The sequence below is a fragment of the Flavobacterium sp. genome (assembly GCF_030146175.1).
Classification (GTDB): domain Bacteria; phylum Bacteroidota; class Bacteroidia; order Flavobacteriales; family Flavobacteriaceae; genus Flavobacterium.
The window spans coordinates 1-24,272 of sequence record NZ_JASLCE010000057.1; the positions used below are offsets into that span (position 1 = coordinate 1).

Genomic DNA, 24,272 nt, shown 5'->3' on the forward strand with positions numbered 1-24,272 from the left:
AATTCGGTGATTTTGTTTGGAGTAGCAGTATAAGTGCCGGTTATAATTCCGGTATGAGTTCATTAGGCGAAGCTGCTGGTGCCAGCTCTTATTATGGCATTGGAGGTTTTGCCGGTTACAATGACGGTCATGCCAATTATGGATTAGGCTATTCTTACAATTCTTTTGGTGGGAACACGGCACAAGGGGTTGGAGCCATCACTATACAAGCGGGAGATTTTGGTTTCAGACTTGATGAAGACGCGTTCATTGGAGATAACGGTGATAGATTTAGAACAGGTGGTATACTAATGACTTATAGAGAAAATAGTGATTTAACTCTGGTTTTTGGCGCAAGCATGATGACTGGGGAGGCTTTTGAAAAAGATGATATTATAGGCGGAAATCCTGGCAGAGTTAAAGGAATGCACAACGATACAATTTTAGGGAACTTGCGTGGAGGAACAATATATGGAGGTGTTATTCACAAAGGTCAAACCAGTTTTTATGGACATAATAGTGAAAAGAGACTGCACAGTGTTCAAAATTATATCCACAGACACATCCCTAACAAAACACCTTATTTTCCTAATAGAGATTTACCCTCAAAACCCTATACTTATTCGGGAAGCTATCATTCAAATTATTTGTATTATTAAAATTAGGTAGTTATGAAAATTTTAATATTAATAACAACAATACTTTTAATAGGCTGCTCTTATAAAGTAAAGGCTCCTATACAACCCTTATCATTTATAGAAACATATCCTTTAGATACCACAAAAATTAGATACGACGGATATTATAATAATATTTCAGATTCCGTTTTTATAAGAGGTAATTTTAAATATACTTTCCCAAAAAACAAAACAACAGAATTAGTTGTATTTAATAAAAATAAATTCATATACATTGATAGCGGTGCTACAATAGATGAAACGGCCTTATCCTGTGAGTATTATCAAAAAATAGAAACATGGTATAAAACTCATAATGAGGACTATTTAGGCTATTTTACAATAAAAAACGATTCAATTTATGCCTATACCATTACTACAATCGGAATTAAAAACGGAGCCAAAACCGCTGTTTTTTGTAATCATCGAGGCTTTATAAAAAACCGCGATACAATTACAGACTGGAAAGTGATACCGCCCTATCCAAAAGATTTTACAAAATTTGTAATTGAAAAAAATCAATGGCTATTTAAGTCAAAAACCCTATATTTTGTAAAAACAGATGCTGTAAAATGTTTACAGATGGATTGATATCTGCATTAAAGATGTAGCAATGGATCAAGGAAAAATGACAACTATAATACAAGCAGGTGACTTTGGCTTGCGGGTAGATGAAGATTATTTATAGTACTAATGAAACATGTATTTATCGTATTATTCGCTGTTGGTGTACTCGTTTTTTATGGAAACAACCCAAAAAAACAGGGTTCATGTTCACTAAAAACGAAAACCTTTTCAGATACCCATAACATCCGGTTAAACGGTGTCTATAGCTTATATGACACTTTTAAAGGTGTTGATAGTATTGAAGCTTTTAAGAAGTTTATTTATCATAAACCCATACTCTTTTTAAAGAAAGGTTATTTTATACAAAATACGTTTTCAACTTATGACTCTACTCTAATCGCTTGGACAAAAGGCAGGAAATCCATATTCGATTATGGAAGATATTACTTTAGTGGTGATACCATCCATCTGGAAGGTTTATTTACTTTTTTAACAACAGGAATGGATCATAGGCAATACCTTGCAAACTATACCGGATATTTAGATACAACCGGAGATACTCTTTATCTGAAATTAGCTAAGCCATTTCCTAAAATGGATATGAAGTTTAACAAAAAATTTAATAAACGTTTCTTCAAAAGAGTTCAGGAAGGTCTCTACCAGAAATATATTTTTAAACCTTTACCTAAAGACGATATTCCTGTTGATATTAATATTGAGCATCTTTTTCCAATTCAAAAAAAGAAAAAACGCAGATAATTGTCTAACAGTTGACAGTAACTTTTAACGCCTCATTTTGTCTCCCTAACGACCAAAATCGTAATTTTACACCATGTATGCTTTGGTCGATTGTAACAACTTTTACGCCTCCTGCGAGCGGGTATTTCAACCGCAATACGTGGGTAAACCCGTCGTGATTTTATCCAACAACGACGGTTGCATTATCTCGCGCAGTGAAGAAGCCAAAGCGCTCGGTATCCCGATGGGTGCTCCGGAATTCCAGGTACGGGACCAGTTAAAACAACTCGACATTAAAGTGTTTTCGTCCAATTATCCGTTATACGGCGACCTTAGTGGACGCGTGATGAATATCCTCCGACAATTTACACCTCACGTCGAAGAATACAGTATCGACGAGGCTTTTTTGAATTTCGACGGTATGGCAATAGCCGATTACCACGATTACGGAATCCAGATCAAAAAACGAGTGCAAAAGTGGCTGAGTATTCCGATATGCGTCGGCATGGCACCAACCAAAGCACTGTCCAAAGTAGCCAATAAAATTGCTAAAAAATTTCAGGAACGAACCGGTGGTGTCTACATAATCGACAACGAGGAAAAACGCCTTAAAGCCCTAAAGTGGACCAAAATTGAGGATGTTTGGGGTATCGGTTATCGTTTGATCAAAAAAGTAAAAACACAGCGAATCCTCACGGCCTACGATTTTACACTACCCGAACACGAAGCTTGGATCCGACGGGAAATGGGGGTTGTTGGTCTTCGATTGCGTAGTGAACTACTGGGAAATCCGGTACTCGAACTCGAAACACAACAGGATTCGAAAAAAAGTATCGCCATTACCCGTAGTTTCGAAAAAAAACTGTCCGATTATCGGGAAATACGCGAACGGATTGCCACTTTTGCTTCCGTTTGTGCCGAAAAACTACGCAAACAGAAATCCTGTTGTTATAGCGTGGTGGTGCTTTTGGTAAAAGATAAACATCAGACCCATACAAAACGCTACTATTTTAGTCAGATGGAAAACCTGCCGTTTGCCAGCAATTCGAATATTACAATTACCAACAAAGCCATCGACATACTCGAAAAGTTATACGAACCCAATGCGGTCTATCTGAAAGCCGGTGTAATCGTAACCCAATTGATGCCGCAGGATCAAAAGCAATTGCATTTGTTTGAAGAGGAAAATCCGAAACATCAGAAATTGATGGAGGTAATGGACAACTATCATCGAAAAACGGGCGATCGAAAAATCCGATTGGGAAACCAGGATTTGCAACGAACCTGGAAAATGAAACAACAGCATCTGTCACCAAACTATACAACCGACATTAAAGACATACTGGAAATACAATGCCACTAGACAAAACTCCCCTGAAATTTTTTATTCCCGAAGGCGATTCTTCAATGGAACTGCCTTTTATTGCCGATGGTATCAAAGCGGGATTTCCCTCGCCTGCCGCCGACTTCGACGGAACCAAAATTAGTTTGGATAAAGTGGTCGTTAAAAATCAGGAAGCTACTTTTTATGCCCGGGCCAAAGGAAACTCAATGACGGGTGCCGGTATCGACGATGGGGATATTCTGGTGATCGACCGTAGTCTGGAACCGAAAAATAATAAAATCGCCGTTTGTTATATCGATGGAGAATTTACCGTAAAACGGATTAAAATCGAAAAGGATTGTATCTACCTCATCCCGGAAAATACGGATTATAATCCGATAAAAGTAACGGAAGATAATGATTTGATCATCTGGGGAATTGTGACTTATGTATTGAAAAGTGTTTAGTTTTTACACAATTCATCCAGATAGCTATTGAGATCTAACTGGAAAAGCGTTCCTTCTACCAGGTCTTTAATCTGGTATACTTCTTTTCGCGTCACCGCAAGATCCAGGGCTTCAAAAGGCGTTTTTAATAAAAACTTATGGCAACGACCACGCATTTCACAGTCCGAACAACAGCTACTCTCACACGATAAATCGATCAGTTCCGAAAATTCCTGTATCTGTTCCCGGGTTAGGTAAAATCCGGTTTCCTTAAAGACCAACTGTACTTTATGACGTAATGTCTGCTGGTCTTTAATCCAGTAAAATGCTACTCCGAAATCGTTATGATAAAGTTGTTCTATCTGTTGCATCACCTTTAATTTTAAACAAATATAAAAAATTATTTATATTCATTCTAAATAAACTTATTTTATTTTTCAGGATAGCCAACCCTTATACCGGGGACCTACCAATATAAGGGCATTCCAAAAAACCATTTTTATTAAGGCTATCCGTAATTATTTCTGGAAGACGTCTGCCAATATTTCAAACGATCGCAATTTGGCTTTCTGATCAAAAATCTGTGAAATGGCCATGATTTCGTCAACTTTTGTAGCCTGTATAAATGCTGCAAAATGTTCCTGTAAAGTAGTCTTGTTTCCCACAAATGTAAAAGCCGTCATTTGCATCACCGCTTCCATAACATCGGCTGTCCAAACATCGTCCATATCGTCCACCGGAGGCATTAACGGGCGACGTGTGTTGGTAATGATTCCGGTAAAGGCCTGATAAAGCGAAGTAGCTAAATAGTTGGCTTCATCATCATTATCCGCGGCAACCACATTTACACAAGCCAGAATATAGGGCTCCGACAAATAATCGGAGGGTATAAAATGGTGTCGGTATAGTTCGATGGCACGGTAAAACTGCGCCGGTGCAAAATGAGCGGCAAAAGCATAAGGCAGTCCTAATTTACCCGCCAGAATAGCGCTTTCCATACTCGACCCTAAAATCCATAACGGGATATCGATGCCTTCGCCCGGAAAAGCCCTAACGTTTGCCGTACTGTTTTCGGCACTTAAATAGCGTTGTAGTTCCTGTATATGCGCTTCAAAATCATAATTCAGGTCGTAATTATTTTTGCGTAAGGCCATCGCAGTCGCACCATCGGTTCCGGGTGCGCGTCCCAATCCAAGGTCGATACGTCCGGGATATAAAGTGCTAAGCGTTCCAAATTGTTCCGCTACGGCAAGTGGTGAATGGTTGGGCAACATAATTCCTCCGGAACCAATGCGTAGGGTTTTCGTATGTTCGGCAATATTACCGATCAGAACAGAAGTAGCCGAACTCGCCACATGTTGCATATTGTGATGCTCGGATAACCAAAAACGCGAATAGCCTAAAGCTTCCACTTTTTGAGCCAGTTCCCGGCATTTTCGGAAGGTGTCGGAATAGGTGTCTCCCTGGGAAACTACCGCTAAATCCAGTATAGAATAGTGAACTCCGTGTAACGGATTTTCAGTTGAAATCATTTCTTGTTTTTTATAAAAACTAAAAGTAGAGAAATACTTTCTTCGGAAAACCCAACAAATTGTTAATTAAGATACTTTAATATCCCGTAAGCGAAGTTGTACACTTACAGTGCCATTCCATTCGTTTTCATCGATTGAAAAAACCGCATCGAAGTGTTTTCGATTGTGTGTAAGTCCGATTTTTTTGGCCAGACCAAAACCAATCGCCGCATATCCTTGTTCATCGGATTGTTGTTTAACAAACAATCGCAAATGTTCTTCATCCTGACCAATCGCTTTACCATAACCGGTATCGGTCAGATTGCGGGTAATAAAAACCGGTGTCATATTTTCAGGGCCAAACGGTTCAAACTGTTTTAGGATACGGATGAGTTTATCGTCAATATCCGAAAAATCGATTTCGGCATCGATACTGATTTCCGGTACCAGTAAATCGGGCGTAATGGTATTGGCTACGACTTTTTCAAATTGCAGTTTAAACGATTCAAAATCGCTTTCTTTTAGCGTCAATCCGGCCGCATACATATGCCCTCCAAATTGCTCCAAATAATCGGAACAGGCTTCCAAGGCATTATAAACATCGAAATCTTTAACCGATCGCGCCGAAGCTGCCAGTTTATCGCCGCTTTTGGTAAAAACCAGTGTCGGACGATAATACACTTCCGTCAATCGGGAGGCGACGATTCCGATAACGCCTTTATGCCAGTCTTCCTGATAGACAACCGTTGTAAATCGTTCCTGTTCGCCATTGGTTTCAATCTGTTTTAAGGCTTCTTTGGTGATCTGTTTGTCCAGATCTTTTCGGTCGGCATTAAAAGTTTCGATCTGACCGGCAAATTCTTCCGCCTGTTTCAGATCAAATTCGGTCAATAAGGCTACGGCATGGTTTCCGTGTTTGATTCTTCCGGCCGCATTAATACGCGGTGCGATAATAAAAACCACATCGGTGATCGTTAATTCCTGCTTTTTGACATTTTTAATCAGTGCTTTGATTCCAGGACGCGGATTCTTATTGATTACTTCCAATCCGAATTTGGCCAAAACCCGGTTTTCTCCGGTAATCGGAACAATATCCGCTGCTATCGCCGTCGCTACCAAATCCAGATAGGGAATCAGATCCAGTAAACGCTGTCCGCGCTTGGCCGACAAGGCTTGTATTAGTTTAAAACCAACACCGCATCCGCATAATTCCTTATACGGATAGTTACAATCCTGTCGTTTCGGATCCAGTACGGCAATGGCTTCCGGCAATTCATCTCCCGGACGGTGGTGATCACAGATAATAAAATCGATGCCTTTTTGGGTGGCATATTCGACCTTATCAATCGATTTGATTCCACAATCCAGTGCGATGATCAATGTGAATCCGTTGTCTTCTGCAAAATCAATTCCCATAAACGAAACCCCATACCCTTCGGCATACCGGTCGGGAATATAGGTGGCTACATTCGGATAATAGCTTCTAAGGTAGGAACTCATTAGTGCCACCGCCGTAGTACCGTCGACATCATAATCGCCAAATACCAAAATGTTTTCTCCGGCTGCTATGGCGGTTTCGATACGTGCCACGGCTTTATCCATATCCTGCATCAGGTACGGATCGTGTAAATGTTCGAATGCCGGACGAAAAAAGGCTCTCGCTTCCTCAAAGGTTTCTACACCGCGCTGCATCAATAAAGAAGCAATTAATGGCGTCACGCCCAATTCGGCAGCCAGTTGCTTTGTTTTATGGGGATTCGGATTGGGTCTGAGAGTCCAGCGCATAGTGGTATTTTGTATGGTTTATATAGTACACCTGACAGGTTTTCGAAACCTGTCAGGTGTTAGATTTATAGGGAGTGATAATGTATTTTAATTTCAACTTTGGCAAACTGACGGAACATTTCCATCACGCCACAGTATTTTTCCACAGAAAGGTTGACCGCTTTTTCCAGTTTTTTTGGCTCAAGGTTATTGCCGTAAAAATGGTAATCTACCCGAACGGTATGGTAGGTTTTCGGATGTTCTTCCGTTAATTCCCCTTCCGTTTCGATCGTAAAATCGGCCACTTCCAATTTCATTTTTTCGATAAGTGACGCCACATCCAATCCGGTACAACCGGCCAATGCCGACAACATCAATGCTTTTGGACGCAGTCCTTTTCCTTCTCCTCCATTTTCCGGTCCGGCATCAATCGTCATTAAATCACCACTGGGATTTGTCGATTCAAATTGCATTTTCCCTAACCATTTGGTACGTACCTGATGTGTCATATCGCTTCGTTTTTATCTTTTTTCGTTTCTTTTTCCGTGATCTTACCGCCTACAATCACTACAATTTCCCCTTTTGGTGGTTTGGCTTCAAAGTGTTGTAAAACTTCTTCGGCGGTTCCGCGTACGGTTTCTTCGTGTAATTTGGACAATTCCCGTGATACTGAAACCGGTCGGTCGGCTCCGAAATACTGTATAAACTCGGCTAATGTTTTCACCAGTTTATGTGGCGAAACATATAAAATCATCGTACGGGTTTCTTCCGCTAATGCAAGATAACGCGTCTGACGGCCTTTTTTATCCGGCAAAAAGCCTTCGAATATAAATTTGTCATTTGGCAATCCGCTATTGACCAAAGCCGGTACAAAAGCCGTAGCTCCGGGTAAACATTCCACTTCGATTTTGTTTTCCACGCAAGCGCGGGTCAATAAAAATCCGGGATCGGAAATGGCCGGTGTTCCCGCATCCGAAATCAACGCGATCGTTTCTCCGGATTGTAGTCTTCGGATAATATAATCGACCGTTTTGTGTTCGTTATGCATATGATGACTTTGCATCGGCGTAGCGATCTCGAAATGTTTAAGCAGTTTTCCGCTGTTACGGGTATCTTCCGCCAAAATCAAATCGACTTCCTTTAAAATACGGATCGCCCGGAAAGTCATGTCTTCCAGATTTCCGATTGGCGTTGGGACCAAATATAATTTAGACATAGCGTAAAATTTAAACACCAATCGGCACAAACCGCAGTTTATACCGATTGGTGTAATGAATTGGTATCGTGATTATGAAAAACGTTTCTCGACGATCTCCATAAAGCGTGTTTCGTATTCTTCTTTTCCTTCCCAGTTGTTGTAGTCCGGTTTTACCAGATCTTCAATAAAATTATGGGCGTCCTGATAATTGTCAAAACTGTTTAATTGCGACAATACGCGATTCAAATCTTCTCCGCTTCCGCCAAAAAGATTTTTTTCAAAAGCGATACGGTCGTTTAATCCCAACGAGATCGATTTCCCCATAGCATCGGTTTTACGACTATAGGCATCTTTTTCCGCATCAATCGAAACGGATTGTACTTCTGCCTTGGGCTCGAATACCGGTTCGAAAGTGATGTCGGCTACTTTTTCTACCTCAGCCGGTACATCTTCTACTTTTACAAATTCCGGTTCTTTATAGGTATGCTGCCCTAACAAATCCTCCAATGTGATTTGTTGCGCCTCTTTTTTCGGTTCTTCTTTTACCGGTTCAAAAACAGGTTCCTCCGCTACTTCCGGGAAAGCAGCTTTTTCTTCTTCGATCAGTGGTTCCTCTTCATCCAGATCACTTTCGTCAATGTCAATCTGACCTACGACTACTTTTTCCGCTTCTGCTTCTGCAACAACGGGCTCTTCTTCCACTTCTTCCTCCTCTTTTTCCGGTTGCGCCACAACTTCTTCAACAGCTGTATTCTCTTCTTCCGAAACCGAAGCTTCTGTAATTACGGCTTCCAGCGTCTCTTCCGGCGTAGTAATCGTTTCCACCTCCGGTTCATTTTCGGTTACAACCGGTTCTTCTTTTTTCGGCTCTTCAACTACGGTTACGACTTCCGGTTCCTTATTTTCAAAAGTTTCCTCCAGTTTTTCTTCCAGTTCCGGCAGACCGATCGTTGGCTTCGCTTCTTCAAAATTTTCTTCGTAAAAACGCAATACGGATAAGATTTCATATAACTTTTGCGTTTCCTGGTGTAACTGAATTACTTCCGATTTGTTTTTTAATTTCAAAATGCGATGCGCGATACTGATCAACTCGGCCTCTAACTTTTTCTTCATAACTTTTGCTTTTATATGGAGTAAAACGATGGTTATTTTAATAAATTTGTTTCCATTACAAAAGTAACAGAAAAAAACGCTGTTTACAGCTTGAAAAGTACAAAATGTTTCTCGAAAATACGGTAAATCATAAAGAACAATTTGGGTGGATTGAAGTCATATGTGGCTCTATGTTTTCCGGTAAGACGGAAGAATTGATACGCCGTTTAAAAAGGGCTCAGTTCGCCAAACAGCGCGTCGAAATTTTTAAACCGGCCATCGATACCCGTTACCACGATGAGATGGTAGTTTCGCACGATTCGAATGAGATTCGGTCGACACCCGTTCCTGCTGCGGCGAATATCCGTATTCTGGCCGATGGCTGTGATGTGGTTGGTATTGATGAAGCACAGTTTTTTGACGACGAAATTGTAGCGGTTTGCAACGACCTGGCCAATGCCGGCGTGCGCGTAATCGTTGCCGGTCTGGACATGGATTTTAAAGGCAATCCCTTTGGTCCGATGCCTGCACTAATGGCTACCGCCGAATATGTTACCAAAGTACACGCCGTATGTACCCGTACCGGAAATCTGGCCAATTACAGCTTCCGAAAAGCACAAAACGACAACCTTGTCTTGCTTGGTGAAACCGAAGAATACGAACCATTGAGCCGTGCTGCCTATTTTACGGCCATGAAAGAAATGCAGGAAAAGGAGCGAAATTCTAAAAACAAAAAAAACAACGAATAAGTTTTGAGTTTTACTATTAAAAATATAATCCCTGTCATTGCTGCCAAATGGTATGGGAATGACGAAAACTGCCCTATCGACAACGTTTCTATCGACAGCCGTTCGTTACAAAACGGTTCCGGAACGTTGTTTTTTGCTTTGGTGGGTCATAACCACAATGGTCATGATTATATCGAAAACCTGATCGAAAAAGGCGTTTCCAATTTTGTAGTCCATCATATCCCGGAAAAGCTTAGCGGAAAGGCCAATTTTCTGGTCGTAACCGATACCCTGCAAAGTTTACAACAGTTTGCCGCTTATTACCGGAAGTTATTCAAGATCCCAGTGATTGGTATAACCGGCAGTAATGGCAAAACGATTGTCAAAGAATGGCTTAACTTTTTACTAAGCCCGGAATATACCATCATCCGTAGTCCGAAAAGTTACAACTCACAAGTGGGCGTACCGTTATCCGTTATCGGGATTAACGAAAAACACAATCTGGGCATTTTCGAAGCCGGGATTTCCACTACCGGCGAAATGGAAAAACTGGAACCGATAATCAAACCAACGATCGGTATTCTAACCAATATCGGAACCGCACACGACGAAGGTTTTATCGATCGCCGTCAGAAAATAACCGAAAAAATCAAACTTTTCCAAAACGCAGACGTACTGATTTACCAGAAAAATGACGTTATCGATTCATTATTAGATATAAATCGTAAAACGTTTTCCTGGAGTTTTGACGATCCCAAAGCCGACGTTGTCATTCAAAAACAAGGCAATTCACTTGACATCACACATCAGGAACAGCACTTTTCGGTGACAGTCCCATTTCAGGATGCCGCTTCGGTGGAAAACACCATCCACTGTCTGATGACCTTATTGTATTTGGGCTATACCGAATCGGTTATACAGGAACGCATTCCGAATCTGTATCCGGTGGAAATGCGTTTACAGGTTAAAAACGGAATTCACAATTGTACCATTATCGACGACAGTTACAGCTCCGATTACCAATCGTTAAAAATCGCGTTGGACTTTCTCGAACAACATAAAACACATCAAAAGAAAACGGTCATTCTTTCGGATATTTTCCAAAGTGGTTTCCCAGTGGACGAACTGTATTCTAAAGTAGCTCATTTGTTAACCCGCAATAAAATTGAACGGGTAATCGGTATTGGCGAAACCATTAGCCGTTATTTATCCGATTTTAAAGGTTTTATTCCATTTAAAAACACTTCGGATTTTCTGAATCAATACAATCCGGCAGCTTTCGAAAATGAAACAATTTTAGTGAAAGGCGCACGGAATTTTCACTTTGAAGAAATCGTAACCCTTCTGGAGGAAAAAACGCACGAAACCGTATTGGAAATCAACCTAAATGCGATTAGTCATAACCTTAATTTTTACAAGTCGAAACTAAAACCGGGCACTAAGGTAATGGTCATGGTAAAAGCTTTCGGATACGGAAGTGGTAGTTTTGAAATTGCCAAATTACTCGCCCATCACAAAGTGGATTATCTGGGCGTAGCTTTTGCCGATGAAGGGATTGCATTGCGCAACGCCGGCATCGACATGCCTATTATCGTAATGAATCCGGAAAACAGTGCTTTTTCGGCTATGGTCGCCTATAATCTCGAACCCGAAATCTATTCGCCCGAGGTATTGAAGCGTTTTATTACGCTGGCACAACAAAAAAACCTGTCGAATTATCCGATTCATATCAAACTGGATACGGGTATGCACCGACTGGGATTTGAAGCCGGAAACCTGAACGAGCTGATTCAACTGTTACAACACAATAATTTTGTTTCGGTAAAAAGTATTTTCTCGCACCTTTCGGCTAGTGACGGACCGGAGTTTAATGATTTCACCTTACATCAGATTCACACTTTTGATCAGTGGTCACAACAAATTATAACCGCGTTGCAAATCCAACCGATACGCCATATCCTAAACACCTCTGGGATCTACAATTTCCCGGAATATCAATTTGACATGGTACGCCTTGGCATTGGTTTATACGGCGTAGGGAACGACGAAAACGAGATGAAACAGTTGGAAAACGTTGGCACTCTAAAAACCGTGATTCTACAAATCAAAGACGTACCAACCGGTGACAGTGTGGGATATAGTCGAAAATTTATGGCAACACATCAAACCCGAACGGCAACCATTCCGATCGGATATGCCGACGGTATTCCGCGAAGTTGGGGCAATCAAAAAGGTTATGTGATGATCAAAAACCAGAAAGCACCGATTATCGGCAATATCTGTATGGACATGTTAATGGTCGACATTACCGATATTAACTGTAAAGAAGGCGATAGTGTGATCCTCTTTGGCGAACAACCACGGGTAACCGAAATCGCCAAAACGATTGGTACCATACCGTATGAAATCCTGACCAGCATTTCCCAACGGGTAAAACGCATTTTCTATAAAGAATAAAAAATACTACTAAAATTGTTAAAATTTTAATCGGTTTTAGTACTTTAGTGTTACGTAAATTTTTAACTAAAATAGTATAAGGTATGGGAATGTTATCAGAATTTAAGGAATTTGCCATGAAAGGCAACGTTGTAGATCTTGCAATCGGGGTTATCATTGGCGGTGCTTTCGGTAAAATTGTCAGTTCGTTTATCGATGATGTGATTACACCTTTATTGTTAAAACCAGCACTGGAAGCGGCTAATTTGTCCAAAATCGAAGAGCTTACCATTTTTGGTGGCGTCAAGTACGGTATGTTTTTATCGGCCGTTATCAATTTTGTGATCGTAGCCTTTGTGTTATTTTTATTGATCAAAGGAATTAATTCCGCGAAGAAAAAAGAAGCACCGGCTCCTGCTGCTCCGGCCGGACCAACTCAGGAAGAATTATTGGCTGAAATCCGCGATTTATTGAAAAAATAATCGTCCTCCATAGTCTAAATGAAACCGTTCCTAATCCGAACGGTTTTTTTATTTATTGTTTTTTTAACAGCTTTATTATTTACATTTGTTCTACTAAAAATTAACTATATAACACCTCTATTAAAATGAAAGTAGCCGTTGTAGGAGCCACCGGAATGGTAGGCGAAGTAATGTTACAATTACTGGCAGAAAGAAACTTCCCCGTAACCGAATTAATTCCTGTCGCTTCCGAAAAGTCGGTCGGAAAACAAATCGAATTTAAGGGAAAATCATATGCGGTAGTAGGATTACAAACAGCGGTTGATCTGAAACCTGAAATTGCCATTTTTTCTGCCGGCGGACAAACATCGTTAGACTGGGCTCCAAAATTTGCAGAAGTGGGCACAACCGTTATCGACAATTCATCCGCATGGCGCATGGATCCTACGAAAAAACTGGTGGTTCCGGAGATTAACGCTTCAACATTAACCAAAGAAGACAAAATTATTGCCAACCCAAACTGTTCGACAATTCAAATGGTAATGGTATTAGCGCCGTTACACCAAAAATACGGTATCAAACGCGTGGTGGTTTCGACTTACCAATCGATTACCGGAACAGGTGTTAAAGCGGTAAAACAACTGGAAAACGAATATGCCGGAATTCAGGGCGAAATGGCTTATCCGTATCCGATTCACCGCAATGCTATTCCGCAATGTGATGTTTTTGAGGAAAACGGTTATACCAAAGAAGAAATGAAACTGGTTCGCGAAACACAAAAAATCATGAACGATAAAACGATTGCCGTTACGGCTACTGCTATCCGTATTCCGGTAGTGGGCGGTCATAGCGAATCGGTAAATATCCAATTTGCAAATGATTTTGACGTAACTGAGGTTCGCACTATTTTACACCATACACCTGGTGTTGTGGTTCAGGATAATATCGATACCAAAACCTATCCGATGCCCATTTATGCGCATGGTAAAGACGATGTATTTGTAGGGCGTATCCGTCGTGACGAAAGTCAGCCGAATACCTTAAACATGTGGATTGTGGCCGACAACCTTCGAAAAGGAGCCGCAACCAACACGATTCAAATCGCTGAATACCTGGTGGCAAACAACTTAGTATAAACCCTGTTTTATCACAATACTAACCGTTTTATTTTGGCAAAGCTTAAATTTTGTTAAAATAAAACGGTTTTCTTTTTTTCGTTTTCTATATTTGCAGGGAATGAAAAAGAAACTGGCGATATTTAACCTTTCTCTAATTCTGGCGGTATTGTTTGCAATACTGTTCCAGTCGGTTCATTCATTCGAACATTTGGCAGAGGAATTTACACACGAACACTGCCATCATAAATACGATATATCCAAAACAGAATTCACGCATGCCCATCATGATTTCGATCATTGTTTTGCCTGCGAATTTACATTTAGCAGTTACCTGCCAACCGAATTCTTTTCGTTTACCTTTACCAATACCTCCAAAACCCTAACGCAACACATAGCGAAAACAGAAAAACCGATTGTTTTTTCCGGTTCATTCTTTTCGTTACGGGCTCCCCCTGTATTCGCATAATTATACCAGTAGTTCCGCTTCATAATCCGTTTGGTTTTATGGGCTATCGTATATTATCTGAATCAGGAAAAAATGCAACAAAAATCTTTTCTTGTTCTCTGCTTGCTATGGGCTGCAATTTCCGGTTTTTCCCAGAATAAAATTTCAGGGACCATTACCAATGCAAAAAAACAGCCTTTAAACGGAGCGCATATTCATATCGCAGACAAAAGTACTGCGACCAATCCCGTTGGCGTATTTGAAATTAAAAATATTCCGTCCGGTAAAAAACGTCTTATTATATCCTATGTAGGATACACTACTATCGACACCCTTCTTACGGTTGAAGATGATATTTCCATTTCATTTCGAATGAAACAGGATCTTAATGCCTTAAAAGAAGTCGTTATCAACAAAGCCGGACAACCGCAAAGTGTAAAAAATTCCGAAAAGGTCAATCAGAACTACATTCAGGAATCCTATGCCGGATCACTGGCCAAATCGTTGGAAAAACTTCCCGGTGTGAATGCAATGGAAATCGGAGCCGGAACCTCCAAACCGATTATCCGCGGATTGGGTTTTAACCGGATTGCCGTAACCGAAAACGGTGTTAAACAGGAAGGCCAGCAATGGGGTGCCGATCACGGATTGGAGATTGACGCTTTTAATGCCGAAAACGTTGAAGTCATTAAAGGCGTAGGCGCGATCGAATACGGAAGTGATGCCATGGGTGGCGTGATCAGTATTAACAACGATGCCGTTCCGTCCAAAAACAGCTTTTCCGGTCAGGCGTTAGCCATCGCTAAATCGGTTAACAATACTATTGGAACTTCCGTAGGAATCAAATACCGGAAGGATCATTTCTTTTACAAACTAAAAGGAACGGTATTGGATTTTGGGGATTATAAAGTTCCGACAGATGAAATTCTGTACCTTAACACTCATATTCCGGTATACAATCAGCGGTTAAAAAACACAGCCGGCCGGGAAACGGATTTCTTCGGACAAATCGGTTATGTGAGCGAAAAATTCAAATCCACGATAAGCATCAGTAATGTCTATTTTAAATCGGGATTCTTTCCGGGTGCACATGGTATTCCGTCGATTGCCGCCGTTCAGGATGATGGCGACGATCGCAATATCGGGTTGCCGTATCAACGGGTGAATCATTTTAAGATTATCAATAACAACCAGTGGAATTTCGAAAATGCACAGTTAAATGCTTCGGTTAGTTTTCAAAACAACCACCGCCAGGAATGGAGTAAATTCCATACGCATTACAGCAATCAGCAACCACCGGAAGTAAATCCGGATCTGGAATTGGATTTTAATCTTAGTACGCTGGATGCCCAGTTAAAATACAAATACATCTGGTCGACCGCACATCAAACTACGGTAGGCGTACAGAATCAGTACCAAAGCAATACGATTGACGGTTATAGTTTTCTGCTTCCAAAGTTTACGCGAAACGCTATCGGTGCTTATATGATCCATGATTATACCGCTTCGGACAAACTAAAACTCAATGCCGGTATCCGATTTGACTGGGCAAGAGTCGCTATTGACAGTTTTTTTGATCAAACACTATACGACTACCTAACCGGAAACAGCCAAAGTCAGACCGTTGCGAACTTCTACGCGCAAAGAAGTCAGGATATCGACAAAAATTTCTCGAGTTTTAATGCGTCCGTAGGAATGGGTTACACGATAAATACCAATTGGAATCTGACGGCTACATTGGGTAGTAATTTCCGTTTTCCAACCGCTATCGAGTTAAGTGCCAACGGAATTCATCACGGTGCTTTCCGACATGAAATGGGCGATGCTACGCTAAAACCCGAACAAGGAATTTCATTCGATACCAAACTGAGTTACGCCCGAAACAGTTTTAAAATGGCTTTTAGTCCGTATCTGTACTATTTCAGCAATTATATTTTCCTAAAACCGTCCGGGCAATTTTCGATTTTACCGCACGGCGGACAGATTTATCAATATTCGCAATCGGAAGCGCTTTTATCCGGATTTGAAATCAGTATCGAAAAACGTTTCTTCGACCGGATCACAGCCGAAGTCGTACTGGAATACCTTTACAACCGCCAGATTACTTCCGATGCTTCCAAAGATTATCCATTACCGTTTACGCCACCGGCGAATGGTTATTGGGAAATCGGTTATCAGTTTAAACCGTTAAAAGCCTTTAGCAATACTGTTTTATCCGTGAACGGCCGAACCGCTTTGGAGCAAAACCGAATTGCCCAAAACGAACTCATCACACCGGGTTATTCGATTTTTGGCGGCGCACTGAAAAGCGACATTAAACTAGGCAATTTTCTGGCCAATGTACAGCTATCGGTAAACAATGCATTTAACACCAAATATTTTAATCACAACAGTTATTACAGGGCGTTGGAAATCCCGGAAATGGGACGTAACATTCAGTTATTAATCCGTATCCCTTTTGGAAAAGCAACACATGAATAAATACAAGCAACATATTGTTATACTGCTGTGTCTGATTTTTGCTTTTCCGCAAATCAATAATGCGGTTCACTATTTCTGGACGGAACACACGTTTCATTATACCGCTGAGAAAAAGATTGTCTTTGGCGAAAAGCACAATGCCCATAATTGTGAACTGCATATTTTTAAAGTACCGGCGATTACGGCGATTAGCTTTTTTAGTTTTACGCCTTTTATTCCGGTATTTTCTATTGAAAAGCCATTTCGACTTATTAAAAAATACGGATCACAAACCTTATTTTCCTGTTTTTTAAGAGGGCCGCCAGCGTTTTGATTTTATCCGTGACAACACAACAACGAAATCAAATAAAATCAAACACTTTTTAAAATTATATCATGAAAAATATCAAATATCTATATGCATTTGCCACTATTGCCGCTTTAAGTTTCACCTCTTGTAGTAGCGACAACGACGATAAAGACACTGAAAAACCGGTGATTACCATTACAGAACCCGTGGTTGACGAAGGTTTTACACCCGGAACGGAAATCCATCTGGAGGGCGTTTTAACCGACAATGTGGAGTTGGCTTCTTATAAAGTGGAAGTTCACAGTGCAGAAGATGGCCATACACACGGAAAAATGGCCGGTGCAGAAGCAGCCAGTTACTTCCATTATGAGCAGACTTTTCCGATCGAGGCCGGATTGCGTATTAAAGAATTTCACCAACATATCCCAATTCCGACATTGGATGCAAACGGACAACCGTTTACCGACGGACATTATCATTTAGGAGTATTCTGTCTGGACAAAGCCGGTAACCAACAACAGGTTTTTCTTGAAATCTATATTGGTGCCAATGGTGGTGATCACGGACATGATCATAAATCGATTAACTAAAAAATAACCGATTCTGCTAAAAAGTGCTGTGCTATCACAGCACTTTTTTATTTTAACGAAACTATAACAATTGATTCCTTATTTTTGTTAGAAACCAAAAACCAAATAGATGAAAAAAACAATAACAACCATGGCTGTGGTTTGTAGTCTTACCATGAATGCACAAACATCCAAGGGGCCGGTAAAATTAAAATACCCGGATACCCGTAAAACCGAAACGAATGATACCTATTTCGGCACCAATGTTAAAGATCCTTACCGATGGCTGGAAGACGATCGTTCTGCCGAAACAGCTGCCTGGGTAAAGGCCGAAAATGAGGTAACTTACAAATACCTGAGTCAGATTCCTTTTCGCGATGCTTTAAAAGCCCGTTTGGAAAAACTGTGGAATTACGAAAAAATTAGTGCTCCTTTTAAAGAAGGAAACTATACCTATTATACCAAAAACAACGGTTTACAAAACCAATCCGTGATCTACCGTAAAGATGCTTCCGGAAAAGAAGAAATGTTCCTGGATCCGAATACGTTCTCAAAAGACGGAACGACCTCTTTAGGCGGTCTTGATTTTTCCCGCGACGGTTCGAAAGTGGCCTATTCCATCTCGGAAGGCGGTAGCGACTGGAGAAAAGTGATCATCATGGATGCCATCACTAAAAAAATAATTGAAGATACCTTACTTGACGTTAAATTTAGCGGTGTATCATGGAAAGGAAACGACGGTTTCTACTATTCCAGCTACGACAAACCAACCGGAAGTGAATTATCGGCCAAAACCGATCAGCATAAATTGTATTACCACAAACTGGGAACATCCCAAAAAGACGATAAAGTTGTTTTCGGACTGGATCAAAAAAGACGTTATGTTGGCGGATCGGTAACCGAAGATGACAAATATTTAGTGATCACGGCGGCCAATTCGACCTCCGGAAACGAATTATATGTGAAGGATCTTTCCAATCCGAACAGTCCGCTTATTACCATTCTGGATAATTTTAACAGCGATAGCTATATCATGGAAAACGAAGGTGGAAAATTGTATATCATGACCAACCTGAATGCGCCAAACAGACGTATCGTTACTACGGATATCAGCAATCCGAAACCGGAAAACTGGAAAGATTTTATCGCCGAAACCGAAAATGTATTGACACCAAGCACCGGGGCCGGTTATTTCTTTGCCAATTATATGAAAGATGCCGTATCGGTTACGAAACAGTATGACTATAACGGAAAACTGATCCGCGAAGTACAACTTCCGGGCGTAGGAACAGCTTCCGGATTTGGTGGTAAAAAAGAGGTAAAAACCTTGTATTTTTACTTTACCAACTATACGACACCAGGAACGATTTATTCCTACGATCCAAAAACCGGAAAATCGGAAATCTATCAAAAACCAAAAGTAGATTTTAACAGCGAGGATTATACGTCCAAACAGGTATTCTATACGTCTAAAGACGGTACTAAAATACCAATGATCATTACTTATAAAAAAGGAACAAAATTAGACGGTAAAAACCCGACGATCCTATATGGTTACGGTGGATTTAATGCCAGTCTTACACCTAGTTTCAGTATTTCGAATGCCGTTTGGCTGGAAAGTGGCGGAATTTATGCCGTTCCAAACCTTCGCGGTGGTGGTGAATATGGTAAAAAATGGCATGATGCCGGTACCAAGCTTCAAAAACAAAATGTATTTGACGATTTTATCGCTGCAGCAGAATATTTGATTGCCAATAAATATACTTCGAAAGATTTCCTTGCTATCCGCGGTGGATCGAACGGAGGATTATTAGTAGGTGCTACGATGACACAACGTCCGGATTTAATGAAAGTAGCTTTACCAGCCGTTGGTGTAATGGACATGTTGCGTTACCATACGTTTACAGCCGGTGCCGGATGGGCATACGACTATGGAACTGCGGAAGACAACAAAGAAATGTTTGATTACCTAAAAGGGTATTCACCGGTTCACAATGTAAAAAAAGGCGTACAATATCCGGCGACTCTGGTTACTACCGGTGATCATGACGACCGTGTGGTTCCGGCGCACAGCTTTAAATTTGCAGCCGAATTACAGGAAAAACAAACAGGAAACAATCCGGTTTTAATCCGTATTGATGTGAATGCAGGACACGGTGCCGGAAAATCGGTTGCCGCTTCGATTCAGGAAAGTGTTGATATCTTTGCTTTTACGCTATATAATATGGGAATTAAAAGTTTACCAAATCTGAAAAAGTAAGCTATCCATTCTCTTATAAAATTCAAAAAGCGCCCGCAATTGCAGGGCGCTTTCTTTTTATAAAAATCAATTAATTAGAAAAAAATGCTTTTTTAAAAACGGTTGTCTCCGTCCAGTAGGTTTCCTAAGCCTCCTAAAAGACTTCCTTCTTCTCTGCTTGTTCCGCCAGCTCTCGGAGCCGAAGCTATAATTCTGTCGGCCAATCGGCTAAACGGTAATGATTGTACATAAACCACTCCCGGCCCGCGAAGGGTTGCAAAAAATAAACCTTCACCTCCAAAAATCGAGTTCTTGATACCGCCGATAAATTCAATGTCGTAATCAATATCTTTAGTAAAACCGACAATACATCCGGTATCCACTTTTAACACTTCTCCGGCTTGTAATTCGCGTCGCGCCAAAGTTCCTCCGGAATGCACAAAAGCCATTCCGTCGCCTTCGATCTTTTGCATGATAAACCCTTCCCCTCCAAAAAGTCCGGTTCCTAATTTGCGGGAAAATTCAATCCCGATAGAAACCCCTTTGGCCGCACATAGAAAGGAATCTTTCTGACAAATAAATTTACCCTGATATTTCGTAAGGTCGATCGCTACAATTTTTCCGGGATACGGTGAAGCAAAACAGATTCTGCTTTTACGGTTGTTCTGATTCGTATAAGCGGTCATAAAAAGACTCTCACCTGTTAGAACCCTTTTTCCGGCCGAAAGCAATTTTCCAAAAATTCCGGATTGCTGTTGCCCCGATCCGTCTCCAAAAATGGTTTCCATTTTGATACCGTTGTCCATCATCATAAAACTTCCCGCCTCAGCAACTACTACTTCCTGCGGATCCAGCTCTATTTCGACGTATTGCATTTCTTCACCAAAAATCTGGTAATCGATTTCATGTGCGTACATAATTGTTTGTTTTTTGATTGTTCTTATTAGACGCCTGACCTTTACAATTGTTACAAAACCTTTTTTATTGTTCTCTTTCAAAACACCTAAAAAGCTAACAGTCAAACCCTAGCACGTAATTTTACGCAAAAAGAAGATTCCGTACTTCTACGTTAAAATAGTTTCTCCTAACCTCAGAAATTTGTTATCCTAATCTCAAATCTATTTCATTATGGAATCAAAATCTGGTTTATTCATCGTTTCGTACAAGATTGCTTCTCCAAACCTGGGAGCACCAACTTTCGAAGTACATTTTGCCGTAAACACACCTGCACAAACCGTTACCGGAAAAGGAGTGGTTCACAATGCTACGGTTAATCCGCCTTTTACATTGTTTACCGATTTACGTGGTGACTATACGTATATGACAGTTATGCCAAATAGCTCACATATTTTGGTAACTGCCGAAGGATATCCAAACATTAAATTCCCTCCGCATGCCGGAATCGGACCGGTTATTTTACCAAACACCAAACTAAGAATGGTATTGGAATCGGACTGGCAATCAGGAAAAGCGAATTTTATGTATACCGATGATAAAGGTAACTGGCACGAAGTAGTCGATGCTAACGTGTCCATTATCAAAGTTGGCGAATTAGCTGCCAGCAATTAATCTCTTTTGCAAGATCAAAAAAAGGCTGTTTCATTTAGAAACAGCCTTTTTATATAGTATGATTTTTTATTTTCTATTAGTATTCAATCTTCCCGATATGTCGCATTACGCGGACAATCTTATCTTTTCGTTTGTTGATATAGGCCGATGAATTGGAAGCTTTAAATCGTCTCGGACTTGGCAATATGGCTGCAATTCCGGCCGCTTCGTATTTGGACAGGTTTTTGGCACTTTTACCATACCAATGTTCCGATGCCGCTTGTGCGCCGTAAATTCCGTCGCCCATTTCGATACTGTTCAGGTAGACTTCCATGATGCGTTCTTTACCCCAAATGAGTTCGATCAGTACCGTAAAATAGGCTTCCAGTCCTTTGCGCAGGTAACTTCTTCCCTGCCATAAAAACACATTTTTGGCGGTTTGCTGCGAAATGGTACTTCCGCCTTTTAGTTTCCGGCCTTTCTGATTACTGCTAAATGCTTTTTGCATGGCGCCAAAATCAAAACCTTTATGATCCAAGAATGTACCGTCTTCGCTGGCGATAACTGCTTTTTGCAGGTTTTCGGAAATATCTTCCAACGGAACCCAATCGTGTTTACAAACCTTTTCTTTACCATCTGTTCGGGTTTCCATGGCCCGGATTGCCATTAGAGGCGTAAACGGAACCGGTACGAATTTAAACAGGATTACAAAAAATAGGGAAATGGCAAAAAACCATAGAAATGCTTTAAGGCAAAAGCGTGCTACTTTTTTGCCAAAACTTCTTTTTTCCTCTTTTGATTTGGGTTTGGTGTTTGTTTTTGATGTCTTTTTTACCGCCATTATTCTAATAAATCTGCTAATTCCTGTCCGATCAGGCTTCCGATAGCCACTCCCATTCCGCCCAGGCGAACGCCACAGAAGACGTTTTGAGAGCGTTGTTCTACGATTGGTTTTTTATGCGTTCCCATTCCCATGATTCCGCTCCAGCGATGGGCAACCTGAAACTCCTGATTCGGCAAAATTACATTTTTTAACAATTCTTCCAAACGGTTTTGAATTTGTTCCGTCAGACCAAAAGTTGTGGTGGTTTCGCCTTCAAAATCGAGGTTTCTTCCGCCACCAAAAAGAATTCTGTCGCCGATATTCCGGAAATAATAATACCCGCTGTCGATATGAAAGGTTCCGCGGATATCAAGATTTGGGATCGGCTCGGTAATTAAAACCTGCGCTCTCGCCGGTCGAACCGCACCATTGGTGATTGTTCCGGCAAAGCCATTGGTCGCAAAAAACAGCTTTCCGGTTGTCACGATAAAATCGTTGGTATGTACCTCAACGCTGTTTCCTTTGTCCAGATAACCGGTAACGGTTTGATAATTTAAGATTTGAATATCGTTTGCCACAGCTTCTTTTAACAAAGCCTGCATCATGTTTCCGGTATCAATTTGTCCTTCAAACGGATTAAAGATCAGATAATCCTGAATCCCTTTAAAGTCGAAACGATCTACTTCTTTTGAAAAAACATCGGCTTTAAAAAGCGGTTTCAGCACTTCGTTGACAAATGGCATTTTCTGAAGACATTCGGCATAGGCCGATTCATCGTCTTTTAAAAACAACTCATAACCGCCATACGGACGGAAATCTATCGTTTGATCACCGAGTCTTTTACGAAGCAATTGCAATCCGCGCCAACGTTTTTCGATTAGTTGTACCACTTCGTCTTCGGTATGATTTTTCAGATCGTCTATAATTTCCGACAGACTTCCGAAACACGCAAAACCGGCATTTTTAGTGCTCGCACCTTGCGGTAACGGCCCTTTTTCGAGTACCAGGATCTTACTTTTCGGAAATCGTTCGCGCAGCCGCAATGCCGTGTGTAATCCGACAATACCACTGCCCACTATCGTATAGTCGACGTTTGAAAACCAGTTTTTAATTTCCCAGTAACTCAGACTAAGCATTAGCTTCTTCTTTCTTTGATTTTATTTTTCAGATAATTAATCGCAAGTGGCGATGTAGAAAGGATAATAATGGCAATTACGATATATTCGATATTGGCTTTTAAATCCATATTGTGGTTGTCCAATAAATAGCGGTACAGATAGTGTCCTGAGAAAATCAGGGTAAACGACCATAGGAACGAACTCACGATGTTGAAAAACATAAATTTCTTTTTCTCCATCTGAACGATACCCGCTACAATAGGAGCAAACGTTCGTAAGATTGGTAGGAAACGGGCAAAAATAATGGCACGTCCTCCGTGTTTTTCAAAAAACAAACGCGATTGGATCAGGTATTTTTTCTTAAACCAGAAGTTGTCTTCTTTGGCATACAGATAATGTCCGCTTTTCGCACCAAACCAGTATCCGAATATGTTCCCGATGATTCCGGAAATCGCTACAAGAGTGGCCAGCAAGGCTACATTGGCAAAATCACCATGAACAGTCATTAATTCGCGCATTAGCACTTCACTGTAGATTCCGGAAAGGAATAATAAACTGTCTCCCGGTAAAAAGAAACCGGCAAACAAGCCTGTTTCTGCAAAAACGATAAACAATACAACGTAAATTCCAATATGGTGTCCGCCGATTTCCAGGTTAATATAAAACTCCGGATTCAACAATTCTGTCCATTTAAAGCCTTCCATAATTTTTGGGTAAATTA

At 40.8% G+C, this 24,272-nt stretch carries 25 protein-coding genes; 15 read left to right on the top strand and 10 right to left on the bottom strand.

Translation table 11 applies throughout. The features are described from left to right. The 5 genes from Q1R07_RS06920 to umuD all read left to right on the top strand — a co-directional run. Positions 1-638: polymorphic toxin type 23 domain-containing protein (locus tag Q1R07_RS06920; RefSeq protein ID WP_300487741.1), on the top strand; the 638-nt coding region annotated here is incomplete at its 5' end. A gap of 12 nt (positions 639-650) precedes the next feature. Then, positions 651-1,247 carry a hypothetical protein gene (locus Q1R07_RS06925; RefSeq protein WP_300487744.1) on the top strand — a complete coding sequence of 199 codons (597 nt, stop codon included), beginning with the start codon at positions 651-653 and terminating at the stop codon, positions 1,245-1,247. Positions 1,248-1,349: 102 nt separating this feature from the next. Then, positions 1,350-1,982, top strand: a complete 633-nt coding sequence (locus tag Q1R07_RS06930) for a hypothetical protein (protein WP_300487747.1) — start codon at positions 1,350-1,352, stop codon at positions 1,980-1,982. Positions 1,983-2,055: 73 nt separating this feature from the next. After that, positions 2,056-3,324 carry a Y-family DNA polymerase gene (locus Q1R07_RS06935; protein WP_300487749.1) on the top strand — a complete coding sequence of 423 codons (1,269 nt, stop codon included), beginning with the start codon at positions 2,056-2,058 and terminating at the stop codon, positions 3,322-3,324. Beyond that, complete coding sequence (gene umuD, locus Q1R07_RS06940; RefSeq protein WP_300487751.1) at positions 3,315-3,752, top strand: translesion error-prone DNA polymerase V autoproteolytic subunit; 438 nt, start codon at positions 3,315-3,317, stop codon at positions 3,750-3,752. Before Q1R07_RS06935 ends, umuD begins: the two co-directional genes overlap by 10 nt. Here the strand turns inward: umuD and Q1R07_RS06945 are convergent. The 6 genes from Q1R07_RS06945 to Q1R07_RS06970 form a co-directional block, all read right to left on the bottom strand. Next, complete coding sequence (locus tag Q1R07_RS06945) at positions 3,749-4,102, bottom strand: hypothetical protein (RefSeq protein ID WP_300487754.1); 354 nt, start codon at positions 4,100-4,102, stop codon at positions 3,749-3,751. The genes umuD and Q1R07_RS06945 overlap by 4 nt on opposite strands. A 147-nt stretch (positions 4,103-4,249) precedes the next feature. Next, positions 4,250-5,263: an LLM class flavin-dependent oxidoreductase gene (locus Q1R07_RS06950; protein ID WP_300487756.1), complete on the bottom strand. Its 1,014-nt coding sequence runs from the start codon at positions 5,261-5,263 to the stop codon at positions 4,250-4,252. A 66-nt stretch (positions 5,264-5,329) separates the two neighbouring features. Then, positions 5,330-7,027: a single-stranded-DNA-specific exonuclease RecJ gene (recJ, locus tag Q1R07_RS06955; RefSeq protein WP_300487759.1), complete on the bottom strand. Its 1,698-nt coding sequence runs from the start codon at positions 7,025-7,027 to the stop codon at positions 5,330-5,332. 65 nt (positions 7,028-7,092) lie between these two features. Then, positions 7,093-7,515: an OsmC family protein gene (locus tag Q1R07_RS06960; protein ID WP_300487762.1), complete on the bottom strand. Its 423-nt coding sequence runs from the start codon at positions 7,513-7,515 to the stop codon at positions 7,093-7,095. Continuing rightward, positions 7,512-8,222 carry a 16S rRNA (cytidine(1402)-2'-O)-methyltransferase gene (rsmI, locus tag Q1R07_RS06965; RefSeq protein ID WP_300487765.1) on the bottom strand — a complete coding sequence of 237 codons (711 nt, stop codon included), beginning with the start codon at positions 8,220-8,222 and terminating at the stop codon, positions 7,512-7,514. The genes Q1R07_RS06960 and rsmI overlap by 4 nt, the downstream gene beginning before the upstream one ends. 72 nt (positions 8,223-8,294) lie before the next feature. Beyond that, a complete protein-coding gene (locus Q1R07_RS06970) occupies positions 8,295-9,317 on the bottom strand; it encodes a hypothetical protein (protein ID WP_300487767.1) in 1,023 nt (340 codons plus the stop codon). A gap of 104 nt (positions 9,318-9,421) precedes the next feature. On the opposite strand from Q1R07_RS06970, the gene Q1R07_RS06975 reads away from it, so the two are divergent. From Q1R07_RS06975 to Q1R07_RS07015, 9 genes are all read left to right on the top strand, one after another. Further along, the gene (locus tag Q1R07_RS06975) at positions 9,422-10,045 is read left to right on the top strand and encodes a thymidine kinase (RefSeq protein WP_300487770.1); all 624 of its coding nucleotides are present in this window, start codon (positions 9,422-9,424) and stop codon (positions 10,043-10,045) included. A 3-nt stretch (positions 10,046-10,048) separates the two neighbouring features. Further along, positions 10,049-12,481, top strand: a complete 2,433-nt coding sequence (locus Q1R07_RS06980; protein ID WP_300487772.1) for a bifunctional UDP-N-acetylmuramoyl-tripeptide:D-alanyl-D-alanine ligase/alanine racemase — start codon at positions 10,049-10,051, stop codon at positions 12,479-12,481. An 83-nt stretch (positions 12,482-12,564) separates the two neighbouring features. Beyond that, entirely contained in the window at positions 12,565-12,942 is a 378-nt protein-coding gene (gene mscL / locus Q1R07_RS06985; protein WP_300487773.1) for a large conductance mechanosensitive channel protein MscL, read from the top strand. Between the two features lie 125 nt (positions 12,943-13,067). Beyond that, complete coding sequence (locus Q1R07_RS06990) at positions 13,068-14,057, top strand: aspartate-semialdehyde dehydrogenase (RefSeq protein ID WP_300487775.1); 990 nt, start codon at positions 13,068-13,070, stop codon at positions 14,055-14,057. A 100-nt stretch (positions 14,058-14,157) separates the two neighbouring features. Further along, a complete protein-coding gene (locus tag Q1R07_RS06995; protein ID WP_300487778.1) occupies positions 14,158-14,505 on the top strand; it encodes a hypothetical protein in 348 nt (115 codons plus the stop codon). Between the two features lie 72 nt (positions 14,506-14,577). Beyond that, entirely contained in the window at positions 14,578-16,965 is a 2,388-nt protein-coding gene (locus tag Q1R07_RS07000; protein ID WP_300487781.1) for a TonB-dependent receptor, read from the top strand. After that, positions 16,958-17,278: a hypothetical protein gene (locus Q1R07_RS07005; protein ID WP_300487784.1), complete on the top strand. Its 321-nt coding sequence runs from the start codon at positions 16,958-16,960 to the stop codon at positions 17,276-17,278. The genes Q1R07_RS07000 and Q1R07_RS07005 overlap by 8 nt, the downstream gene beginning before the upstream one ends. Before the next feature lie 62 nt (positions 17,279-17,340). Next, the gene (locus Q1R07_RS07010) at positions 17,341-17,844 is read left to right on the top strand and encodes a DUF4625 domain-containing protein (RefSeq protein WP_300487787.1); all 504 of its coding nucleotides are present in this window, start codon (positions 17,341-17,343) and stop codon (positions 17,842-17,844) included. A 130-nt stretch (positions 17,845-17,974) separates the two neighbouring features. Further along, positions 17,975-20,083: a prolyl oligopeptidase family serine peptidase gene (locus tag Q1R07_RS07015; protein WP_300487846.1), complete on the top strand. Its 2,109-nt coding sequence runs from the start codon at positions 17,975-17,977 to the stop codon at positions 20,081-20,083. 92 nt (positions 20,084-20,175) lie between these two features. On the opposite strand, the gene Q1R07_RS07020 is transcribed toward Q1R07_RS07015, so the two are convergent. Next, positions 20,176-20,979, bottom strand: coding sequence for a TIGR00266 family protein (locus tag Q1R07_RS07020; protein WP_300487790.1), 804 nt, complete (start codon positions 20,977-20,979; stop codon positions 20,176-20,178). Positions 20,980-21,190: 211 nt separating this feature from the next. On the opposite strand from Q1R07_RS07020, the gene Q1R07_RS07025 reads away from it, so the two are divergent. Continuing rightward, a complete protein-coding gene (locus Q1R07_RS07025) occupies positions 21,191-21,631 on the top strand; it encodes a DUF1842 domain-containing protein (RefSeq protein ID WP_300487793.1) in 441 nt (146 codons plus the stop codon). Positions 21,632-21,707: 76 nt separating this feature from the next. On the opposite strand, the gene mtgA is transcribed toward Q1R07_RS07025, so the two are convergent. The 3 genes from mtgA to Q1R07_RS07040 are packed head-to-tail and all read right to left on the bottom strand — an operon-like array spanning position 21,708 to position 24,255. Further along, positions 21,708-22,451, bottom strand: coding sequence for a monofunctional biosynthetic peptidoglycan transglycosylase (gene mtgA, locus Q1R07_RS07030; protein WP_300487797.1), 744 nt, complete (start codon positions 22,449-22,451; stop codon positions 21,708-21,710). Continuing rightward, positions 22,451-23,569, bottom strand: coding sequence for an FAD-dependent oxidoreductase (locus tag Q1R07_RS07035; protein ID WP_300487800.1), 1,119 nt, complete (start codon positions 23,567-23,569; stop codon positions 22,451-22,453). Before Q1R07_RS07035 ends, mtgA begins: the two co-directional genes overlap by 1 nt. Continuing rightward, on the bottom strand, positions 23,569-24,255 hold the full coding sequence (locus Q1R07_RS07040) for a VTT domain-containing protein (RefSeq protein WP_136403428.1): 687 nt from the start codon (positions 24,253-24,255) through the stop codon (positions 23,569-23,571). The genes Q1R07_RS07035 and Q1R07_RS07040 overlap by 1 nt, the downstream gene beginning before the upstream one ends. Between the last annotated feature and the right edge of the window lie 17 nt (positions 24,256-24,272).

What these genes read in the sequence shown, in the direction of transcription:
- Q1R07_RS07035 (WP_300487800.1), bottom strand. Translation starts at nt 23,569, where the DNA reads ATGCTTAGTCTGAGTTACTGGGAAATTAAAAACTGGTTTTCAAACGTC.
- Q1R07_RS07015 (WP_300487846.1), top strand. Translation starts at nt 17,975, where the DNA reads ATGGCTGTGGTTTGTAGTCTTACCATGAATGCACAAACATCCAAGGGG.
- Q1R07_RS06990 (WP_300487775.1), top strand. Translation starts at nt 13,068, where the DNA reads ATGAAAGTAGCCGTTGTAGGAGCCACCGGAATGGTAGGCGAAGTAATG.
- Q1R07_RS06960 (WP_300487762.1), bottom strand. Translation starts at nt 7,515, where the DNA reads ATGACACATCAGGTACGTACCAAATGGTTAGGGAAAATGCAATTTGAA.
- Q1R07_RS07020 (WP_300487790.1), bottom strand. Translation starts at nt 20,979, where the DNA reads ATGTACGCACATGAAATCGATTACCAGATTTTTGGTGAAGAAATGCAA.
- Q1R07_RS07000 (WP_300487781.1), top strand. Translation starts at nt 14,578, where the DNA reads ATGCAACAAAAATCTTTTCTTGTTCTCTGCTTGCTATGGGCTGCAATT.
- Q1R07_RS07010 (WP_300487787.1), top strand. Translation starts at nt 17,341, where the DNA reads ATGAAAAATATCAAATATCTATATGCATTTGCCACTATTGCCGCTTTA.
- Q1R07_RS07005 (WP_300487784.1), top strand. Translation starts at nt 16,958, where the DNA reads ATGAATAAATACAAGCAACATATTGTTATACTGCTGTGTCTGATTTTT.
- Q1R07_RS06995 (WP_300487778.1), top strand. Translation starts at nt 14,158, where the DNA reads ATGAAAAAGAAACTGGCGATATTTAACCTTTCTCTAATTCTGGCGGTA.
- Q1R07_RS06935 (WP_300487749.1), top strand. Translation starts at nt 2,056, where the DNA reads ATGTATGCTTTGGTCGATTGTAACAACTTTTACGCCTCCTGCGAGCGG.
- Q1R07_RS06975 (WP_300487770.1), top strand. Translation starts at nt 9,422, where the DNA reads ATGTTTCTCGAAAATACGGTAAATCATAAAGAACAATTTGGGTGGATT.
- umuD (WP_300487751.1), top strand. Translation starts at nt 3,315, where the DNA reads ATGCCACTAGACAAAACTCCCCTGAAATTTTTTATTCCCGAAGGCGAT.
- mtgA (WP_300487797.1), bottom strand. Translation starts at nt 22,451, where the DNA reads ATGGCGGTAAAAAAGACATCAAAAACAAACACCAAACCCAAATCAAAA.
- Q1R07_RS07025 (WP_300487793.1), top strand. Translation starts at nt 21,191, where the DNA reads ATGGAATCAAAATCTGGTTTATTCATCGTTTCGTACAAGATTGCTTCT.
- mscL (WP_300487773.1), top strand. Translation starts at nt 12,565, where the DNA reads ATGGGAATGTTATCAGAATTTAAGGAATTTGCCATGAAAGGCAACGTT.
- Q1R07_RS06945 (WP_300487754.1), bottom strand. Translation starts at nt 4,102, where the DNA reads ATGCAACAGATAGAACAACTTTATCATAACGATTTCGGAGTAGCATTT.
- Q1R07_RS06950 (WP_300487756.1), bottom strand. Translation starts at nt 5,263, where the DNA reads ATGATTTCAACTGAAAATCCGTTACACGGAGTTCACTATTCTATACTG.
- rsmI (WP_300487765.1), bottom strand. Translation starts at nt 8,222, where the DNA reads ATGTCTAAATTATATTTGGTCCCAACGCCAATCGGAAATCTGGAAGAC.
- Q1R07_RS07040 (WP_136403428.1), bottom strand. Translation starts at nt 24,255, where the DNA reads ATGGAAGGCTTTAAATGGACAGAATTGTTGAATCCGGAGTTTTATATT.
- recJ (WP_300487759.1), bottom strand. Translation starts at nt 7,027, where the DNA reads ATGCGCTGGACTCTCAGACCCAATCCGAATCCCCATAAAACAAAGCAA.
- Q1R07_RS06970 (WP_300487767.1), bottom strand. Translation starts at nt 9,317, where the DNA reads ATGAAGAAAAAGTTAGAGGCCGAGTTGATCAGTATCGCGCATCGCATT.
- Q1R07_RS06925 (WP_300487744.1), top strand. Translation starts at nt 651, where the DNA reads ATGAAAATTTTAATATTAATAACAACAATACTTTTAATAGGCTGCTCT.
- Q1R07_RS06930 (WP_300487747.1), top strand. Translation starts at nt 1,350, where the DNA reads ATGAAACATGTATTTATCGTATTATTCGCTGTTGGTGTACTCGTTTTT.